The 18797-nt window shown below is 73.8% G+C and carries 18 protein-coding genes; 9 read left to right on the top strand and 9 right to left on the bottom strand.

Annotated features, from left to right (window positions below; all coding sequences use genetic code 11):
- Positions 1-96: 96 nt before the first annotated feature.
- The 3 genes from BUE44_RS27405 to BUE44_RS27395 are packed head-to-tail and all read right to left on the bottom strand — an operon-like array spanning position 97 to position 3628.
- Positions 97-1896, bottom strand: coding sequence for an L-aspartate oxidase (locus BUE44_RS27405; protein ID WP_073501681.1), 1800 nt, complete (start codon positions 1894-1896; stop codon positions 97-99).
- Entirely contained in the window at positions 1893-2723 is an 831-nt protein-coding gene (panC, locus tag BUE44_RS27400) for a pantoate--beta-alanine ligase (protein WP_073501680.1), read from the bottom strand. The genes BUE44_RS27405 and panC overlap by 4 nt, the downstream gene beginning before the upstream one ends.
- Complete coding sequence (locus BUE44_RS27395; protein WP_073501679.1) at positions 2720-3628, bottom strand: Rossmann-like and DUF2520 domain-containing protein; 909 nt, start codon at positions 3626-3628, stop codon at positions 2720-2722. The genes panC and BUE44_RS27395 overlap by 4 nt, the downstream gene beginning before the upstream one ends.
- Positions 3629-3924: 296 nt before the next feature.
- On the opposite strand from BUE44_RS27395, the gene BUE44_RS27390 reads away from it, so the two are divergent.
- Together BUE44_RS27390 and BUE44_RS27385 are read left to right on the top strand one after the other, a co-directional pair.
- Positions 3925-5133 carry a sensor histidine kinase gene (locus BUE44_RS27390; RefSeq protein WP_073501678.1) on the top strand — a complete coding sequence of 403 codons (1209 nt, stop codon included), beginning with the start codon at positions 3925-3927 and terminating at the stop codon, positions 5131-5133.
- Between the two features lie 16 nt (positions 5134-5149).
- Entirely contained in the window at positions 5150-5836 is a 687-nt protein-coding gene (locus BUE44_RS27385; protein WP_073501677.1) for a response regulator transcription factor, read from the top strand.
- A 14-nt stretch (positions 5837-5850) separates the two neighbouring features.
- Here BUE44_RS27385 and BUE44_RS27380 read toward each other — a convergent pair whose 3' ends face one another.
- Positions 5851-6180: an ArsR/SmtB family transcription factor gene (locus tag BUE44_RS27380; RefSeq protein WP_073501676.1), complete on the bottom strand. Its 330-nt coding sequence runs from the start codon at positions 6178-6180 to the stop codon at positions 5851-5853.
- A gap of 109 nt (positions 6181-6289) precedes the next feature.
- Between BUE44_RS27380 and BUE44_RS27375 the strand changes: the two genes are divergently transcribed.
- The gene (locus BUE44_RS27375; RefSeq protein WP_073501675.1) at positions 6290-7261 is read left to right on the top strand and encodes a quinone oxidoreductase family protein; all 972 of its coding nucleotides are present in this window, start codon (positions 6290-6292) and stop codon (positions 7259-7261) included.
- A 6-nt stretch (positions 7262-7267) separates the two neighbouring features.
- On the opposite strand, the gene BUE44_RS27370 is transcribed toward BUE44_RS27375, so the two are convergent.
- Together BUE44_RS27370 and cdgB are read right to left on the bottom strand one after the other, a co-directional pair.
- Entirely contained in the window at positions 7268-8407 is a 1140-nt protein-coding gene (locus BUE44_RS27370) for a threonine aldolase family protein (RefSeq protein ID WP_073501674.1), read from the bottom strand.
- 378 nt (positions 8408-8785) lie between these two features.
- The gene (cdgB, locus tag BUE44_RS27365; RefSeq protein ID WP_073501673.1) at positions 8786-10444 is read right to left on the bottom strand and encodes a diguanylate cyclase CdgB; all 1659 of its coding nucleotides are present in this window, start codon (positions 10442-10444) and stop codon (positions 8786-8788) included.
- 309 nt (positions 10445-10753) lie between these two features.
- Here cdgB and BUE44_RS27360 point away from each other — a divergent pair, with 309 nt between their 5' ends.
- Positions 10754-11266: a flavin reductase family protein gene (locus BUE44_RS27360; RefSeq protein ID WP_073501672.1), complete on the top strand. Its 513-nt coding sequence runs from the start codon at positions 10754-10756 to the stop codon at positions 11264-11266.
- A gap of 29 nt (positions 11267-11295) precedes the next feature.
- Here the strand turns inward: BUE44_RS27360 and arfB are convergent, their stop codons facing one another.
- A complete protein-coding gene (arfB, locus tag BUE44_RS27355; RefSeq protein ID WP_073501671.1) occupies positions 11296-11724 on the bottom strand; it encodes an alternative ribosome rescue aminoacyl-tRNA hydrolase ArfB in 429 nt (142 codons plus the stop codon).
- Between the two features lie 142 nt (positions 11725-11866).
- On the opposite strand from arfB, the gene BUE44_RS27350 reads away from it, so the two are divergent.
- From BUE44_RS27350 to BUE44_RS27335, 4 genes are all read left to right on the top strand, one after another.
- Complete coding sequence (locus tag BUE44_RS27350; RefSeq protein WP_073501670.1) at positions 11867-12442, top strand: TerD family protein; 576 nt, start codon at positions 11867-11869, stop codon at positions 12440-12442.
- 87 nt (positions 12443-12529) lie between these two features.
- On the top strand, positions 12530-13018 hold the full coding sequence (locus BUE44_RS27345; RefSeq protein WP_073501669.1) for a hypothetical protein: 489 nt from the start codon (positions 12530-12532) through the stop codon (positions 13016-13018).
- 117 nt (positions 13019-13135) lie between these two features.
- Entirely contained in the window at positions 13136-13591 is a 456-nt protein-coding gene (locus BUE44_RS27340; protein WP_073501668.1) for a tellurite resistance TerB family protein, read from the top strand.
- Positions 13592-13901: 310 nt separating this feature from the next.
- Positions 13902-14960: a helix-turn-helix transcriptional regulator gene (locus BUE44_RS27335; protein ID WP_073501667.1), complete on the top strand. Its 1059-nt coding sequence runs from the start codon at positions 13902-13904 to the stop codon at positions 14958-14960.
- Positions 14961-14991: 31 nt separating this feature from the next.
- Here the strand turns inward: BUE44_RS27335 and BUE44_RS27330 are convergent, their stop codons facing one another.
- Both BUE44_RS27330 and BUE44_RS27325 read right to left on the bottom strand, forming a co-directional pair.
- Positions 14992-15786, bottom strand: coding sequence for a hypothetical protein (locus BUE44_RS27330; protein WP_073501666.1), 795 nt, complete (start codon positions 15784-15786; stop codon positions 14992-14994).
- A 1-nt stretch (position 15787) separates the two neighbouring features.
- The gene (locus BUE44_RS27325; protein WP_073501665.1) at positions 15788-17074 is read right to left on the bottom strand and encodes a PLP-dependent aminotransferase family protein; all 1287 of its coding nucleotides are present in this window, start codon (positions 17072-17074) and stop codon (positions 15788-15790) included.
- Between the two features lie 630 nt (positions 17075-17704).
- Here BUE44_RS27325 and BUE44_RS27320 point away from each other — a divergent pair.
- The gene (locus BUE44_RS27320) at positions 17705-18526 is read left to right on the top strand and encodes an MmyB family transcriptional regulator (RefSeq protein ID WP_073501664.1); all 822 of its coding nucleotides are present in this window, start codon (positions 17705-17707) and stop codon (positions 18524-18526) included.
- Positions 18527-18797 lie beyond the last annotated feature (271 nt).

The following is an 18797-nucleotide window of genomic DNA, read 5'->3' as shown; positions in this document are numbered from 1 at the left end:
GGAGGGAGACGGGCTGCGGGCGGTCGGGGCTGGTCACTGGTGCTCCTTCTGAGGCGGTGCCTGGGCGGTACGGGTGCGGTGGGCCGGCATACGGGGCTACGGGCGGGCTCCCCCGGCCCCATCATCCCCGACGACGGCCGCCGCCCGCGCGGCACGGACCGGCGGGAAGCCCGGGCCCTGCGTCGTACGGACGTCGAGCGTGCGGTGCGGGGTGAGGCGTACGACGAGGTGGCGCCGCCAGTCGCGGTCGTCGCGGTCGGGACGGTCCTCGCGCCAGTGGCAGCCGCGGGTCTCCTCGCGGCGCCGGGCGGCGGCGACCAGGACCCGCGCGACCAGACTCAGATTGGTGGACTCCCACGTCTCCACGCAAGGCTCCGCGGTCTTGCCTTCCCTGTCGTACGCCTCCACCGCCGCGGTGTGCAGCCGCTCCAGCGCCCCCGCGGCGGCCGTCAGGGACTCCGCGCTGCGCAGCACGCCCGCACCCGCGGTCATGATGCGCTGCACCTCGTAGCGGGCCTCCGAGGCCAGCAGCGGGGCGCCCCCGGACTCGGGGACCGCCACCGGCTCGCCGGGCGCCGCGGACGGGTCGGCGAGCACCTCCAGGACGTCGGCGGCGATCCGCTCGGCGAAGACCAGGCCTTCCAGCAGCGAGTTCGACGCCAGCCGGTTCGCACCGTGCACACCGGTGCAGGCGACCTCGCCGCACGCGTAGAGGCCCGGCACCGTCGTACGCCCGGACAGGTCGGTGCGGACACCGCCGGAGGCGTAGTGCGCGGCGGGCGCCACCGGGATCAGCCCGGTCACCGGGTCGATGCCGTGCGCACGGCAGGCGGCCAGGATCGTCGGGAAGCGCTCGGCCCACATCGCCGCCCCGAAATGCCGGCCGTCGAGGTACATGTGCGCGGCGCCGGTCTCCTGCATCCGCCGCGTGATGCCCTTGGCGACGATGTCGCGCGGCGCCAGCTCGGCCAGCTCGTGCTGCCCGACCATGAAGCGGACGCCCTCCGCGTCGACCAGATACGCGCCCTCGCCGCGCACCGCCTCCGACACCAGCGGCTGCTGGCCCTCCGCGTCCGGGCCGAGCCACAGCACGGTGGGGTGGAACTGCACGAACTCGATGTCGCTGACCTCGGCGCCAGCGCGCAGCGCCAGGGCCACGCCGTCGCCGGTCGACACCGCGGGGTTGGTCGTCGCCGAGAAAACCTGGCCCATCCCGCCGGTGGCCAGCACCACGGCTCGGCAATGGACCGCGCCGACACCGTCGCGGCGCCCCTGGCCCATCACGTGCAGGGTGACGCCCGCGGTACGGCCCTCGGCGTCGTCGAGCAGATCGAGGACCAGCGCGTTCTCGATCAGTTCCAGCCCGCCTCCGGCCTGTGCGACGCCCGCGGCCCGCACCGCGTCGATCAGGGCGCGCGACACCTCCGCGCCGGTCGCGTCGCCGCCCGCGTGCGCGATGCGCCGCCGGTGGTGCCCGCCCTCCCGGGTCAGCAGGATCTCGCCGCTGGCCGGGTCGGTGTCGAAGCGCGCCCCGGTCCCGATCAGCCGCCGCACCGCGTCGGGACCCTCGCTCACCAGGGTCCTGACCGCGTCCTCGTCGCACAGGCCGGCGCCCGCGACCAGGGTGTCGTCCAGGTGCTGCTCAGGGGTGTCGCCGTCGCCCAGGGCCGCGGCGATGCCGCCCTGCGCCCAGCGCGTCGACCCGTCGTCCAGCTGCGCCTTGGTCACGACGATGACCTTGGCGCCCGCCGCGGCACACCGCAGCGCCACGGTGAGCCCGGCGACCCCGGACCCGACGACGACCACGTCGGCGCTGATCGCCCAGCCGGGCGCGGGGGCGTGCAGGCGTATGCCGGTGGTGCTGCCGGCGCTGCCGCCGGCTCCAGATGCGTTCATTGAGCGGCTCCGAATTCCAGCGGGATGTTGTCGATCAGCCGGGTGGCGCCGATCTTCGCGGCCACCGCGAGGACGGCGGGGCCCTTGTGGCCGGGGGCGGCGTCGGTGAAGTCGGCGGGGTCGACGAGGGCCACGTAGTCGGCCTCGATGCCGGAAGCGGCGACCTCGGCGGCGGCGGCCTCGCGTACCGCCCGCGGCCCCTCGGCCAGCTTGTCGCGGCCGGCGAAAAGGGCCCGGGACAGCGCGAGTGCCTGCTCGCGGTCCGCCGGGGTGAGGAAGCGGTTGCGGCTGGACAGCGCCAGGCCGTCCGGCTCGCGCACGGTCGGCGCCGCGGCGATACGCACCGGGAAATTCAGGTCGGTCACCATGCGGCGGATCAGGGCGAGCTGCTGGGCATCCTTCTGGCCGAAGACGGCCGCTGCCGGCCGGGTCAGATGCAGCAGCTTCGCGACCACCGTGAGCATGCCGTCGAAGTGCCCGGGGCGGGACGCGCCCTCGAAACGCTCGCCCATCGGTCCCGCGGTGATCCGCACCTGCGGCCGGCCGCCGGGGTAGACCTCGTCCACGTCCGGGGCGAAGACCACGTCGGCGCCGGCCGCTGCTGCGATCCCGACGTCCGCGTCGAGGGTGCGGGGGTAGCGGGCCAGGTCCTCGTTCGGGCCGAACTGGAGCGGGTTCACGAAGACCGTCACGGTCACCGTGCCGCTGCCGGCCAGGGCGCGGGCCCGGCGTATCAGCGAGGCGTGGCCCTCGTGGAGGGCGCCCATCGTCATCACGACGGCGTCACAGGGCGCCAGGTCGCCGGTGTGGTGGACGAGCTCGGTCATGCGAGGCCCCCGTCTTGCGGGCTGGGTTCGTCGGACAGGGCGCCGAGCAGCGCCTCGGCGTACTCGGCCTTGAGCATGCCGTTGGCCAGGGCGCGGTCGGCGGTGGCGCGGGCCATCGCCACGTAGGAGGGCACCGTCTCGGGGGCGTGCTCGCGCAGCTCCCGCAGGTGGGCGGCGACCGTGCCGGCGTCGCCGCGGGCCACGGGCCCCGTGAGGGCGCCGTCGCCGGCCGTCAGCGCGTTGTCCAGGGCGGCGCCCAGCAGCGGGCCGAGCATCCTGCCCGGCTCCGTCACGCCCGCCGCCCGCAACAGGTCCCTGGCCTGGGCCACCAGCGTCACCAGGTGGTTCGCGCCGATCGCCAGCGCCGCGTGGTACAGCGGACGGGCCTGCTCCTCGACCCACTCCGGCTCGCCGCCCATCTCGATGACCAGCGCCTCCGCCGCCAGCCGCAGCTCCCCCGGGGCGGTCACCCCGAACGAGCAGCCGGCCAGCCGCTGCACGTCCACCGGGGTGCCGGTGAAGGTCATCGCCGGATGCAGCGCCAAGGGCAGCGCACCCGCGCGCAACGCCGGGTCCAGCACGGACGTGCCGTACCGGCCCGAGGTGTGCACGAGCAGCTGGCCGGGGCGTACGGCGCCGGTCTCCGCGAGGCCTCTGACCAGGTCGGGCAGGGCGTCGTCCGGGACGGTCAGCAGGACCAGGTCGGCGGTGGCCATCACCTGGCCGGGCTCCACCATCGGCACGCCCGGCAGCAGGGCCTCGGCCCTGCGCCGTGACGCCTCGGACACGCCGGAGGCGGCCACCGGGCGGTGCCCGGCCATCCCCAGCGCCGCCGCCAGGGCGGGTCCGACCCGCCCTGCTCCCACGACGCCCACGGTCAGACGGCCGGGCCGTTGCTCCACCATTTCGCCTCCCGCTAGGGCTACTTCTCGTCAATCCTACGCGAACCCTTCCCTCCCCGTCCGTGACGCACCCCACCCCGGGGGGTGGTTCCCCTTCCACTTCCGCGCTCGCGCGCGCCCCCGCGGCCGCGTCGTGGCCCTGCGGCCCTGCCCGGTGCGGGGCAATCACCTGGAAGGCGACCGCCCGCCGCAGGGGGATATGCGGGGGTTCCCGGAGGGGGGATGTCCACCCTGGGGCGTAGGGGGGATCGCTCCCGGGGGTGACCCCGGGACGGGTTGCCGTACATACGCTGGGTTATGTGCAGCGCATCTACGAGTTCTTCCGCAAACACCCGACGTGGGTCGACAGCTTCTGGGCCGTCGTCCTGCTCGCGGCGTCCGCGGTGTGGATCGCCGCCGACCACTCACCGTCGCCGGCGGCCCGCGCCGCCGCCGTCCCGGTGTCGTTCGCCCTCGCCGCCGTCGTCGCGCTGCGGCGCACCGCGCCGGAGAAGATGCTGCTGCTCGCGATCGGCACCGGCGCGGCCCAGCTCGCGCTGAACGTGCAGGCGCCCAATCCCGGCGACGCCGCGATGCTGGTGGTCATCTACACGTGCGCGTCGAACGGCGCGCGCTGGTCGTCGCGGCTGGCGCTGACCGCGGGGCTGCTGGCGACGCCCATCGCCACGGTGCGGTGGCCGCCGCACGAAGAGGGCTCGACGATCTGGACGACACTGATCCAGACGTTCTTCCTGACGGTGATCTTCGCGCTGTCGTGGGTGGTCGGCGACCGGCTGCGTACCCGGCGGGCGTACTACGCGGAGCTGGAGGAGCGGGCGGCGCGGCTGCACCGGGAGCGGGAGGCGCAGTCGAGGGTCGCGGTCGCGGCGGAGCGGGCGCGGATCGCGCGGGAGCTCCACGACGTGGTCGCGCACAACGTGTCGGTGATGGTCGTGCAGGCCGACGGCGCCGCCTATGTGCTGGATGTGGCGCCGGACCAGGCCAAGCAGGCGCTGAGCACGATCTCCAGCACCGGCCGCCAGGCGCTGGCCGAGATGCGCAGGCTGCTGGGGCTGCTGCGGGCGGGGGACGACGCGGGCGGGGAGTATGTGCCGCAGCCCGGCGTGGACCAGCTGGCGGATCTGATCGACCAGGTGCGGGGGGCGGGGCTGCCGGTGCGCTTCGAGGTCGCGGGGCAGGCCAGGCCGCTGTCGAGCGGTGTCGAGCTGACGGCGTACCGGATCGTGCAGGAGGCGTTGACCAATGTGCGCAAGCACGGTGGGGACGGGGCCAGTGCCAGCGTCCTGCTGGGGTTCGGGGACGCGGCGCTCGACCTGCTGATCGAGGACGACGGGCGGGGTGGCAGGGACGGGCTGTACGAGCAGGGCGGCAGGGACGGGCTCGGGCAGGGCCTGATCGGCATGCGGGAGCGGATCGGCATGGTCGGCGGCACGCTGGTCGCCGGCCCGCGCCCCGAGGGTGGTTTCCGCATCAGCGCGGTGCTGCCGCTGACGGCGGCGGGCAAGTGAACAGGAGAGGGATCTGATGGCGATCCGCGTGATGCTGGTGGACGACCAGGTGCTGCTGCGTACCGGCTTCCGTATGGTGCTGGCCGCGCAGCCGGACATGGAGGTCGTCGCCGAGGCCGGCGACGGCGCCGAGGCGGTGGAGGTGCTGCGCTCCACCCGGGTGGACGTGGTGCTGATGGACGTGCGGATGCCGCGGATGGACGGTGTCGAGGCGACCCGCCGGATCTGCGGCGGCGAGCGCGGGCGCGGCGACTGCCCGCGGGTGCTGATCCTGACGACCTTCGACCTGGACGAGTACGCCTTCGCCGCGCTCAAGGCAGGGGCGGCGGGCTTCATGCTCAAGGACGTGCCGCCGGACGAGCTGCTGGCCGCGATCCGCTCGGTCCACAGCGGGGACGCGGTGGTCGCGCCGAGTACGACCCGGCGGCTGCTCGACCGCTTCACGCCGATGCTGCCGGCCGCGGGCGGCGAGCCGCGGCACCAGGAGCTGGGCAAGCTCACCGAGCGGGAGCGCGAGGTGCTGCTGCTGGTGGCGACGGGCCTGTCGAACGGCGAGATCGCCCGCAAGCTGGTGCTGTCGGAGGCGACGGTGAAGACGCACGTGGGGCGGATCCTGACGAAGCTGGATCTGCGCGACCGGGTGCAGGCGGTGGTGCTGGCGTACGAGTCGGGGCTCGTCAGGGCGGGCGGCGGCGCGCTGTGACCGGGTCCGTACGGTTACGGCTCCGCGCGCAGGACCAGGTCGAGCAGGCCGGGGAAGCGGGCGTCGAACTCGGCCCTGCGCAGCCGGTTGAGCCGCTTGGGGCCCGCATCGCGCTGCTCGACCAGGCCGGCGGCCCGCAGGGTGGCGAAGTGGTGGCTGAGCGCGGCCTTGCCGACCGGCACGTCGAAGGAGCCGCAGGCGCGGTCCCAGTCGGCGGATCCGGCCAACTCGCGTACCAGCCGCAGACGTACGGGGTCGGCGAGAGCACTAAGCGCCGTCAGGAGGGGTACGTGGTCGGGGTGGGTGTGATCCGGGGCGGCCCGGTGTGCCCGCGGTGCGGTCAAGACGTCCTCCCGGAGGTCGGTACGGAATCAAACCGAGTTGCCGAGTGTTCGATCCAGATCATACACTCGACGATGTTCGCACTTCATTGAACAGCAGGGGGGAAGCGTCATGCGCGCCATGATCTTCGAGGAGCTCGGCGGACCCGAGGTGCTGCATCCGGTGGACCTGCCGGAACCCGTGCCGGGGCCGGGCGAGGTCAGCATCGACGTCGCCTACGCCGGCATCAACTTCGCCGACGTCCTGGCCAGAGCGGAGGGCTACCGGGTCGACGCGCTCCCCTTCCGCCCAGGGCTCGAGGTCTCGGGCCGGGTGCTCGCCGTCGGCGAGGGCGTCACGGCCTTCGCACCCGGGCAGGAGGTCACCTCCTTCCTGCGCGGCGGCGGTTACTCCGAGATAGCCGTCGCCCCCGCCGCGACCACCTTCCCGGTCCCGCACGGCCTCGACCTTCGCACCGCCGCGACCCTGCCGAGCGTGCTGCCCACGGCATACGCCCTGCTGCACGACCTCGCACGGCTGCGCGAGGGCGACACCGTGCTCGTCCACAGCGCCGCGGGCGGCGTCGGCACGGTCGCGGGACAGCTCGCCCGGCTCGGCGGGGCCAGCGCGGTATACGGCGTCGTCTCCAGCTTCGACAAGGCGCCGCACGCCCTCAAGTCCGGCTACGACCAGGTCTTCCTCGCGCCGGACTTCGACACGGACGTGCTGGCAGCGACCGGCGGGCGGGGCGTCGACATCGCCCTCGACCCGATCGGCGGCGAGAACTTCCGCCGCACCCTCGCGGTCACGGCACGCTTCGGCCGCCTCGTCTCCTTCGGCAACTCCGGCTCCGCCGCCCCCTGGCAGGCCGGCCCCGCCGACCTCTACCCGGCAGCCCTCACCGTCTCCGGCTTCTCCCTGATGGGCCTGGCCGCCGCCGACCCGCAGCGCCTGCGGGAGCTGGCCGACGCGTCCTTCCGCGCGGTGACCGACGGGGGCGTCGAGCTGCCGGTGACGGCGGAATTCCCGCTCACGGAGGCCGCCGAGGCCCACCGCCTCGTCGAGTCCCGCTCGACCACCGGGAAGCTGCTGCTGCGGATCTGACGCCCCTCAGGGCAGACGGGCGGCGAAGTCCGCGGCGGCCCGGCGGACGTCCTCCTCCGACCAGTCGAGGGCGTCCAGGGCGACGGTGACCTCCGTCATCGACAGCCCCGGCAGGTCGGGTTCGCGGAAGCGGGAGCGGCCGAAGAGCGACTCGCGGGTCTCCTCCGCCTGGGTGACCGCCGCCTCGTTCAGCACGTCCGCCGGGTAGGGCAGCCACAGCTGGAACTGGTGGGTGTGCGGCTCGTCGGGGTGCGTACGCGGCCAGGTCGCGCCGCCCTCCGCCAGCCCCTCGCGCAGGGCACGCGCCACCCGCTTGGCGTGCGCCACGTACGACGGCAGCCGCGGCAGCTCGTTGCGCAGCCCCGCCAGCGCGGACAGCGCCGCCGGGAACTGCATGAACAGCTGCCCGCCGTAGCGGTGCCGCCACGCCCTCAGCTCCGCCACGACGTCCGCGGACGCGGCCACCGCGGCGCCCGAGATGCCGCCCAGGGACTTGTAGAAGCTCACGTAGACGCTGTCCGCGAGCCCGGCGATGTCCGCCGGCGAACGCCCGAAGTGCGGGGCGCACTCCCACAGCCGGGCGCCGTCCAGGTGGACCACGGCGTCCCGCTCGCGGGCCGCCTCGACCGTCGCGACCAGCTCCTCCCACGTCGGCAGCACGAATCCCGCCTCGCGCAGCGGCAGTTCCAGCATGAGCGTCCCGAACGGCTCCTCGAAATCCCGCACTTCCGCGGCGCTGGGCAGGCGGGGATCCGTCGTCGGGTGGACGGTACGCAGCCCGCTCACGGCGGTGAGCGCGCCGCGCTCGTGCCGCTCGGGGTGGGCGAGCGGATGCAACGCGACCGTACGGTTGCCCGTGCGGCCGGCCCAGGCGCGCAGGGTGGCCTGCTGGGCCATCGTTCCCGTGGGGAAGTACGCGGCGGCCGGCGCGCCCAGCAGTTCCGCCGTGCGGCGCTCGACCTCGCCCACGACGCTCGCCTCGTCGCCGTAGAAGTCGACCGGCGCGGTCGTGTCGTACGCCTCAGCGCCCTCTTGCGCGAGCCGCGCCATCCGCTCCGCGATCGACTCCCGCGCGGGGTTCGCCAACACCCGACGGCACGCTTTCAGCGCGGCCACTCGCCGCGCTTCGTCCTCTACCTGTCCCATCCCCCGATCTTCCCCTACCGGGGGTTCCCCGCCCCGCCCTGCCCCTCGCGGTGCGTCGCTTACCTGCGGCGCCGTCGTGGCTTGTCGCTCCGTTCTCCCCCAGCGCTTCGCCTGGAGGTACCCCCACGCGCCCCTGGGGTGCTGCCCCTTGCTGCGCGTTGCTTGCCTGCGGCAGAAGACACGGCCCCTGGCAGGGGCTAACGCTGGGCGTAGGAGGAAGCAGGACCCCAAGGGGGCGCGGGGAACTGCGCGCTCAGCCACGACGGCGCCGTAGGCAAGGGACGCACCGCACGGGGCAATCACCTGGGCGCGCGGGAAACCGCGCGACAAGCCCCCGCCGCGGGGGCGGGGCGAGTGGAGGCCGGCTGAGGCCAGGGATCAGCCGGCGCGGCGGTGGTTGGGGCGCGGAGAAGACGATCGGCTGCGTTTCTCGACGTACATGCGCTGGTCCGCCGAGTGGAGCACCTGCTCCGCGGTCATGCCGCAGCCGGCCCAGCCGATGCCGAAGCTCGCGCCGACGCGGACGGCGCGGCCGTCCACGCGGATGGGCGGGATGATCGCGTTGCGCAGGCGCACCGCGAGGTCGGCCGCGTCGGCCGGGGCGAGGCCGTCGGCGAGGACGACGAATTCGTCGCCGCCGAGTCGGGCGACGGTGTCGCCGTCGCGGACCGCCCCGGTGAGGCGGCGGGCGACCTCGATGAGGACGGCGTCACCGGTGTGGTGGCCGAAGCGGTCGTTGATGGACTTGAAGCCGTCCAGGTCGCAGAACAGGACGGCGAGCCCCTTCCCGGGCGCCGGGTCGTTCTCGTCGGGCGCGACCGTGTGGATGTGCGAGTCGTAGCCGATGGCGCCGAGCGGCGCGGCCAGCTCCTCGGGCCCGTAGCCGTAGCTGAAGGCGAATTCGTCGGGGCCTTCCGCCTCGGCGGCGAGTGCGGCCGCGTCCTTGTCCTGCGGGCGGGAGCAGAGCCGGGCGGAGAGGCGGGCGCGCAGCTCGGCGCTGTTGGGCAGGCCGGTGAGCGAGTCGTGGCTGGCGCGGTGGGCGAGTTGCAGCTCGCGGCCCTTGCGCTCCTCGATGTCCTCGACGTGGGTGAGCAGGAAGCGCGGGCCGTCCGCGGTGTCGGCGACGACGGAGTTGCGCAGCGAGACCCATACGTAGGAGCCGTCGCGGCGGGCGAGCCGCAGTTCGGCCCGGCCGCCTTCCGCGGAGGTGCGCAGCAGCAGGCCGACGTCCTCGGGGTGCACGAGGTCGGAGAAGGAGTAGCGCCGCATGACGGAGCTGCTGCGCCCGAGCAGCCGGCACAGCGCGTCGTTGGCGCGCAGCAGCTTGCCGTGCTGGTCGCCGCCCATCTCGGCGATGGCCATGCCGCTCGGGGCGTACTCGAAGGCCTGCCGGAAGCTCTCCTCGCTGGCCCGCAGGGCCTGCTGGTCGCGTTCGAGCCGGACCAGGGCGCGCTGCATGTTGGCGCGCATGCGGGCGTTGCTGATCGCGATGCCGGCCTGGAAGGCGTACATCTGGAGGGCCTCGCAGCCCCACGGTCCCGGGTGGCGCCCGGTGGAGGGGCGGTCGACGGAGATCACGCCGATCAGCTCGCCGCCGCCGTTCTGCGAGGACCGCATGGGGGCGTAGAGGCGGTCGCCGGGGTGCCATTCGTCGGCGAAGCGCGGCAGCGGGCCCTCGGTGTGCCACTGGGGCACGTCGTCGTCGATGAGGACCCAGCCCTCGGTGTGCGGGATGAAGCGCAGCGAGCCCCAGCGCTGGCCCATGGTCAGCCGCCGCTCCCAGGACGCGCGCGGGCCGACCTTGCCGGACAGCAGTGCCTCGCCGGCGGTGCTGCCGGCGAACGCGGCGACGACCAGGTCGCCGTCGGGCCGCACCAGGTTGACGGCTGCGAGGTCGTAGCCCAGCCCTTTGACCACCCCGTCGGCCACGGCCTGGAGGGTGTCGGCAAGACTGCGTGCGGTGTTGAGGTCCGCCACGACCTGGTGCAGTTGACGCAAGGTCGCGAGGCGGACGTAAGGCTCCGACTCGGTATCCATGCCCTTCTCCGCGCCCTCGACAACAACTCCCGTGTGTTGTGCGATACATCCGATGACACCGGCGGCACCGGTCTACACCGGCAACTGAATCACAGCGAGCTGTGCGGTCGGTACACAGGGTCAACAATTACTGCCGCTTGTGACTCAAGTCACATCATCGGGTGAGCGTGCGGACACGGAGGGTGCGGGGAGGGACCTAGGACCAGGCCAGGGTATGACTGCGACCACAGCCCGATCCGCAAACTCCTACCGACCCGTAACGTGAGGAACGTGTTTCCCACTTCACCAGACCGGCATCCTGGGATCACCATGGCCCAGACCGTCGACACCGATGCCTTCCGCGCCGCGATGACCCGCCTGTCGGCGGGCGTCGTCCTCATCACCGCGCACGACCCGGACGACGGGCCGCGCGGCGAGGACGTCGGCATGACCGCGACCGCCTTCATGTCCGTCTCCCTCGAACCCCCGATGGTGCTGGTGAGCGTCCGGGTCGGGTCCCGGATGGACGAGCTGCTCGAGCGGCAGCCCCGCTGGGCCGCGTCCGTGCTCAGCGAGAGCCAGCGGCATATCGCCGGGCGGTTCGCGCTGCGCGGCCGGATCAGCGACCGGCTGCTCTTCGAGGACATCTCCTACTACCGCGGCGAGCACTCCGGCGCCCCCGTCCTGGGCGGCGCCCTGTCGATAGTGGAGTGCGAGACCGCACAGCGCGTACCCGCGGGCGACCACACGCTCGTCGTCGCGCACGTGCTGGCCGCCCGCACCCCCAGCGCCGACGGCGGACCGCTGACGTACTTCCGCGGCCGCTACCGCTTCCTGCGGTAGCGGCGCCCGCGGGCCGGGCAGCGGCGGCGTCAGTCCCAGCCGCCGCCGCTGCGGCCGCGCTTGGTCTCGCCGCGGTGCTTCTTCACCCGCAGCCGCCGCTCGTTGATGCCGCGCGGGATCTTCGTCGCCCGCCGGACCTTCGGCGGCGGCGCGGTCGCCTCGGCCAGCAGCGCGGCCAGCCGGGTCAGGGCGGCCTCGCGGTTGCGCCACTGCGAGCGGTGCTCCGACGCCCTGACGGCGATCACGCCGCCGGCCAGCCGCCCGTCGAGCCGCTCCAGCGCCCGGCGCTTCCACACCGGCGGCAGCGCCTCGGTCGCGGCCAGGTCGAAGCGCAGCTCCACCTGGCTGTCGGTGGTGTTGACGTGCTGGCCGCCGGGGCCCGAGGAGCGCGAGAAACGCCATTGCAGCTCCGCCTCCGGCACGGAGACGGAACCTCGGATGATCAGTGGCCCGGACATGCCTCCATGGTCCCGCGCCGAGCGCCCCTTCGTCACGGGATTTACCCGCGGACGCGGAACCGGCGCATCCCCCGTCCGCGTTCCATCCGATGAGGGTAGTTTCGACGGCAACACCCAAGACCAACACATAAGGGGACTTCCCATGGCGGTAAGCCTGTCCAAGGGCGGCAACGTCTCGCTGACCAAAGAGGCGCCCGGACTGACGGCAGTGACGGTCGGCCTCGGTTGGGACGTCCGTACCACCACCGGCACGGACTTCGACCTCGACGCGAGTGCCATCGCGGTCAACGCGGGCGGCAAGGTCTACTCCGACGGCCACTTCGTCTTCTTCAACAACAAGCAGACGCCCGACCAGACCATCGTGCACACCGGTGACAACCGCACCGGCGCGGGCGAGGGCGACGACGAGGCCATCAACGTCAACCTGGCGGGCCTGCCCGCCGACGTCGAGAAGATCGTCTTCCCGGTGTCCATCTACGACGCCGAGGCCCGCAGCCAGAACTTCGGCCAGGTGCGCAACGCCTACATCCGCATCGTCAACCAGGCCGGCGGCGCCGAGATCGCCCGCTACGACCTGAGCGAGGACGCCGCCACCGAGACCGCGATGGTCTTCGGCGAGCTCTACCGCAACGGGGCGGAGTGGAAGTTCCGCGCGGTCGGCCAGGGCTACGCGTCCGGCCTGGTGGGCATCGCCACCGACTTCGGCGTCTCGCTCTGACCCGCCGACCCCAAGGGTGACGAGCCCCGCACGGCCCGGCCGCCGGGCCGTGCGGGGGCACCGCCGCCCATCTGGCACGATCGCCGGGTGATCGACCTCGGCTACGCCCTCTCCCGCCGCTTCCCCGACCCGCCGCAGACGGACTACCGCACCGCGGACGTACGGGCGCTGCGGCACGACCTCTTCTGCGGCGACGTCTACCTCGCCGAGGGCGAGCGGGAGCTGTCCACCGCGTGGGGGTGGGTGCCGGTGCTGGACTTCGCGTGGGCGCTGTGCGACATCGCCGAGCGGCTGGACCGGGACCCGGCGGGCGGCAGGGCGTCCCGGCCGCAACACGCCGAGTTCGACTTCACCGAATCCACCGACCGGCTGCGTTTCGTACGCCGCTTCGGCTTCGTGGACGTGACCGCCGACTGGCTCCCCGACGAGCCCCCGCTGCCCGTCCGCCACGCTGAACTGCGCCGGGAGGCACGGGACTTCCTGCACGACGTGGTCGCCGACCTCACCGACATGCACGAGGGTCTCGCGGACAATCCGGCCCTGTGGGCGCTGCTCGCCCGCTTCCCCCGGGTCTGACCGGGCCACCCGGCCCTCCGGGCGTCCCGGCCGGAGCGTTACGGTCGGCTTGGGAACTCCTTTACGCTCCGGTTGAGTTCTCAGACCGTAACGACCGCCTGTGCGAGGAGACCCCCGATGGCCCTGTGGGACCGCTTCAAAGAGTCCGCGAGCAATATGCAGACGCAGCTCAACGCCAAGAAGAACGATCTGAAGAGCGGTGCCTTCCGGGACGCCAGCATGGCGATGTGCGCGCTGGTGTCGGCCGCCGACGGCACCATCGACCCGGCGGAGCGGCAGCGGGTCGCCGCGCTGATCGGCACCAACGAGGTGCTGCAGAATTTCCCGGCCCTGGACCTCCAGCGCCGCTTCGAGGACTACCTGGGCAAGCTGACCGCCGACTTCGCCTTCGGCAAGGTGGCGATCCTGCAGGAGATCGCCAAGGTGCAGAAGAAGCCGACCGAGGCGCGTGCGGTGATCCAGATCGGCATCGTCATCGGCGGCGCCGACGGCGACTTCGACAAGACCGAGCAGGCCGTCGTCCGCGAGGCGTGCTACGCGGTCGGGCTCAACCCGCAGGAGTTCGACCTCTGACGCCCCGCCGGTCCACGAGGCCGGACGCTGCACCGGTGGAAGCGCTTGCCCGGGACGCCCGTCCGCGTCCCGGGCATCACCATGTGCGGGCGCGGAGGCGGGGGCGCGTACCTTATGCCCCGGATGCGGCGGGCGCTCCGTCACATGCCGGTCGCACGTTGCGGATACCCGGTACGGTCGGCTCCGTTAGCGGGTAATACTTGCGTGACACTCTGTGGCAGGCACAGATACTTGGGGTTTCGGGGAACCTGGGGCGTGCGGGGCGCCCCCGTATCCGAGTGGCCGCCGGATCACCTATGGAGGAAGGCACATGCTTCCGGGACCGAGTGAGGAGGCGTGCACGGGGTCAGCGAGCACGTCGGGCGGAATCAGTACCCAGCGTGACGAGGACGCGGCGCTCGCGCTGTACGAGATGCTGCGCACCAAGGGCGGCGTCTCCAGCGGCGACCTCTTCTCGGCCGTCGGCCCCGACGACACGCACAGCGGCCGCGGCTTCCGCCGGCTGAGCGAGCTGGGCCTGGTCCAGGTGCGCGACGGGATGGCCGAGGCCGTCGACCCCGACGCCGCGCTGGCCAGGGCCATGGACAACTACCAGACCAACGCGGCGGAGCAGCTGCGCAGCGGGGTGCGGCTGCAGCGGGTCACCGAGGCGCTGCTGTCGGTCTACCGGCCCGCGGTGCAGCGCGAGACCAGCGAGGTCGCGGTGGAGTTCATCACCGAGCAGCGCCGCAAGCAGCGCACGAGACTCGACCTGTCGGACGCGGCCCGCGAGACGTGCGCCTCGATGCACCCGGGGCCGATGCCGGCGCTCGAGGTGCTCGAGGCCTCCCTCGAACACGACCGCACGATCATGGCCCGCGGGGTGCGCAACCGGGCGATCTACCCGATGTCGTGCCTGCACTCCCCCAAATACGCCCGCTATCTGCACGAGCTGGCGGACTCCGGGGTGGAGCTGCGGCTCGTCGACCACGCGCCCTTCGACATGCTCACCTTCGACCGGGATGCCGCCGTGCTGGCCGCCGACCCCGACCACCCCAGCGAGGCGGTCATCGTGATCCGCGGGGCCGCGCTGATGCGCTCCTTCCTCGCGGTCTACGAGGACTGCTGGCTGCGCGGCCTGACCCTGGCGCGGGCGTCCCGGACCAGCTCGGAGGACAGCGAGATCACCACCCAGGAGCGGGTCATCATCCGGCTGATGGCCTCCGGGCTGAGCGACGACCAGATCGCCCGCAAGCTCGGGGTGCACCGGCGTACGGTCCAGCGGGCGATCGCCAAGCTGATGGAGCGGCTCAACGCGACCAGCCGTTTCGAGGCCGGCCTGAAGCTGGCCAACGACGCCGAGTTCGCCCGGACCTTCGTGGTGCAGTGAGCCACCGGCGGCGCGGCCCCCGCCGCGCCGCTCACCGGCCCCTGACACGGTTGCGGCCGGCCGCCGGGAGGTGGTCGGCGAGCCGGCGCAGCAGCGCCGCGATCGGCCCGGGAAGACCGGGGAAGGTCGAGATCAGCAGGTGCACCAGGGCGAAGCCGGGCCCGGCCGAGGCCTCCCCGCGGCCGGCGCGCAGCCATGCGGAGACCGCCAGCCGGGCGACCTGCTCGGCGTCGGCCGAGCCCTGGGCGTGCAGCCGCGCGGCGGCGACCATGTAGAAGTGCGTGGCGGCCTTCCAGTCGGCGTCGAGCGCGGCGTCCTGCGCGGCGCGCAGGACCGCGGCCGCGGCGGCGGGTCCCGGGCCCGCCGCGCACTCCTCGTGCGCCAGGCCCGGCGGGTCGCCCCAGCAGGGGTCGGGCGGGCATCTGCCGGGCACCGGCAGCAGGGTGCCGTCGACCGGGCTCGCGGTGCCGTCCGCGGCCACCAGGCGGGTCTCCACGCGGCCGTCGGGGTAGCCCACGGCGACCCGGGTGGGCCGCCCGCTCTCGCGGGCCTGCCAGGCGGCGGCCGACCACGCCGGGTGCGTGCCGTCGGCGAGGTCGCCGGCCTGCGACATGACGGTGCCCCAGGTGTGCACGGTCCCGCCGGGCAGCACGGCGACGCTCACCGGGGCGCCGCCCCTGCCCGGTCCTGACCGGGGCGCGAACCAGTCGCCGGCCCAGTAGGACGTGGCCGGCGGGATGACGGGTACGGACACCGGCAGCAGCCACTCGGGCCCGGTGCCGCCCCGGCCGGGTAAGGCGGCGTCGCTCGCGTGCCGCCCGGCCACGTCAGCCGTCCCGCTGGGAAGCGGCCACGGCGGCGGTACGGGCCGCGCCGGGCTGCGGACGGTGGGCGGGGCCGGCCGGCACCGAGGTCCCCGTGCCCAGGTCGCGGCACAGGGCGTCGACCGAGGCGCGGGTGAGGGGTGGCAGCACGGTGAGCCGGGCGTGCGGGCCGTCGGTGGCCAGCCGCCAGCGGGTGCACACCGCGGCGGCCGGGCGGGGGAAGCGCAGGGTCAGCCCGTACCCGGCGCGGGTGGCGCGGTAGCCGGCCGCGGTGAGGTGGTCGGCGGCGTAGCCGGCGGTGTCGTAGCACTCGTGCACCAGTGCGCGCAGCCCGTGGTATCCGCGGTCCCGCAGCGCCGACCACAGCAGCGCGACGGCCAGCGGGTTGGGGGTGGAGCCGCGGCCCCTGGCGGCGCGGCCGGAGCCGACCAGCACCACCCCGCAGGGCACCGGCAGGCCCAGCAGGTGGTGGGCGGTCAGCGAGAGGCTGTCCGCGCCGTCCCGCAGGTCCCACGCCACCGGGTGCGGGGAGAAGGGCGCGAGCAGGCCGGTGCGGGTGGCGTCGACGTGGACGTGGACGGGGCCCGCCGGGGTGGCGGCGGCCCGTATCGCGGCCAGGTCGTCGTCGCCGCCGTCCTCCGCCCCCGCGACGGTGACCAGCACGACCGCGCCGCCGGGCCGTTCCGCGGTCAGCAGCCGCAGTGCGCCGGCGTCCATGGCGCCGTTCGCGTCGGGGGGCACCTCCACGACGTCCATGCCGAGCTGCCGGGCGTGCGGGCGCGCCGCGTGGTGCCCGCCGGCGGACACGTACAGCGGGGCGCCGGGCAGGGCGTCGCGTCCGGCGCGCAGCCCGACCAGCAGGCCCTCGGAGCCGCCCGCCGTGACATAGCCGCAGGCGCGGCGGCGGTCGCCGAGCGCCAGGTCGGTGCAGAAGTCGACGACGGCCCGCTCGAAGCCGAGTACGGCGGCGCCCGCGGCGGCGGGGTCGGCCGCGGCGGACGGCACGTCCTCGTACTCGTCCTCGTCGGTGTCGAGGTCGGCGTGCGCGGCCAGCACCTCGGCGTAGTCGCCGTGGTAGGAGGCGGGGAAGTCGTCGACCAGCTCGGTCGCGTGCCTTTCCGCGGCGCGCAGCGCGGCGACGAGGGCGGCGAGCTGCTGCCTGGTGTCGTCCGGGTCGGCGGCGGCGTAGCCGATGAGCCGGTGCGGCTCGGGCACGGCGGCGGGGGCCGCGGCGCCGCCGAAGAGCGCGGGCGCCTGGGCGGGCAGTGCGGCGAACGGCAGGTACGCCATGACGACCTCCGGGACGGCGGTGCTTGAGGTGGCGGGGGGCCGCGGGCCAAGCCGGCCCCCCGCTCACCGCCGAGGGCTCCCCCCCGGAACCGGGCGGAGCGGACCGGTGGCCCTCGGCGGCCCGGCCGCGGCGACTCGGATGCCGCGACCGGGAGCAGGGTTGGTGTCGGTCACCCGCCCCGGCGAGGTTTTCGCCGCGGTGAGTACCGCCACGAGAATTCGTACCGGAGTGGAGGTGTCCACCGCTACGAACCCAAAGGTGCGTAATTCGGGCCGGGGGCCGCCGTTTTGCCGTACGTCCGGGCGTCTAGCAGGCACTTCGCACACCGGCTCGGGGCGTTGTCCAAAATGGGACACGTACCAATGTGGACAGACCCATTTGATCCTCGTGGCGCAAGTACGCCATTTCGGCCCGGTGGCGCAAACTGCCTGGTGGGCAGGGTGATCCGGGGCCCCAGGGGGTGGTGGGGGCTTTCCCTATTGCTCAAAGGACGCTCAAATCCGCAGGTCAAAGCGCGGCACTCGGGATTGGTTGACAGTGGTCAGGCCGAACCAAGACCATCTAATGGCCAGTAATCGAACGGTGACGCGCCCGCGCATCACCTCGGCCGGATCTCGGGGGAGATGCCCATGGCACCGCATCACGGGGAATCCCCGCCACTGATCCACGGCTTCCTCCGCCAGGCGCGCAAGCACCACACCGGCCCGGCGGACCGCGTCACCCCTCTGGCAGCGGGCAAGCGCCGCAGCGGGGTGAGCCAGCAGGACGTGGCGCAGGACATGGGCGTGTCAACCCGGCTGTACCAGGACTGGGAGAGCGGTGTCCGGCCGATCCCGCTGCATCGGCTGGACTCGCTCGCGCAGGCCCTCGGACTCGATTCCGCCCGCCGGGACGAGCTGTGGTTCATCGCCAGCGGCGGCTTCCCGCCGCGCGGCCCGAGCCGCCCCGACCCGGAGGCGGTCACCGGCTGGACGAGCTACCTGCGCGCCCTGCCCGTCCCCTCGCTGGCCGTGGACGCCGGTTGGCGCATCGAGGAGTCCAACACCGCCTGGCAGCGCCTCTTCCTGTCGGCCGGCGAGCAGGAGCCGGCCAACCTGCTGCGGTTCGTCCTCTTCACCCCGTACGCCCGCCGGCTGTGCGGGGAGTGGGAGGACGGCTGGGCCACCTCCTACCTGCGGCAGCTGCGGCTGGAGGCGGAGACCACCCGCAGCGCCGAGCTGCGCGGGATCATCGACGAGATCCAGGACCACCCCGAACTGGCCGAGCTGTGGCGGGCGGTGGACCGGTCGAGCCGTATCACGCTGCACAACGACGGCCAGGTCCGCATCATCGTCCCACCGGTCGGCGGCCACCCCCAGCACGTCCGCACCCTGGTCTCCTCGCCGGCCCACGACCCGCGCCGCCGCATGGTGACCTTCCTGCCCACCCAGCACGGGGCGGACGCCGCCTGAGGGCTCGCCCGGCACGCGCGTACGGCATCGGCGGTCCGCTGAGCGGGCCGCCTTCGTCGTGTGCCCGGGGCAGAACCGCGGCGCCGGCCGGGCCGCCCCGGCAGCCGGGTGCCCGAGGGGCGGAACGGATTGTCCGCCGTCCGAGACGTGGGGCGGATCCCCGCCCGGGCCTCGCCCGGAAATACGGTCGCCGTGCCGGAGCCGAACGCCGCGGAAATTCGCGTGGTCCCGGGTAATCCAGCCCGGAAAAATCCCTTTCCCTCCGTCACGT

Source organism: Actinacidiphila paucisporea, from assembly GCF_900142575.1.
Taxonomy (GTDB): domain Bacteria; phylum Actinomycetota; class Actinomycetes; order Streptomycetales; family Streptomycetaceae; genus Actinacidiphila; species Actinacidiphila paucisporea.
This window is presented reverse-complemented; position numbering and strand designations above follow the sequence as displayed.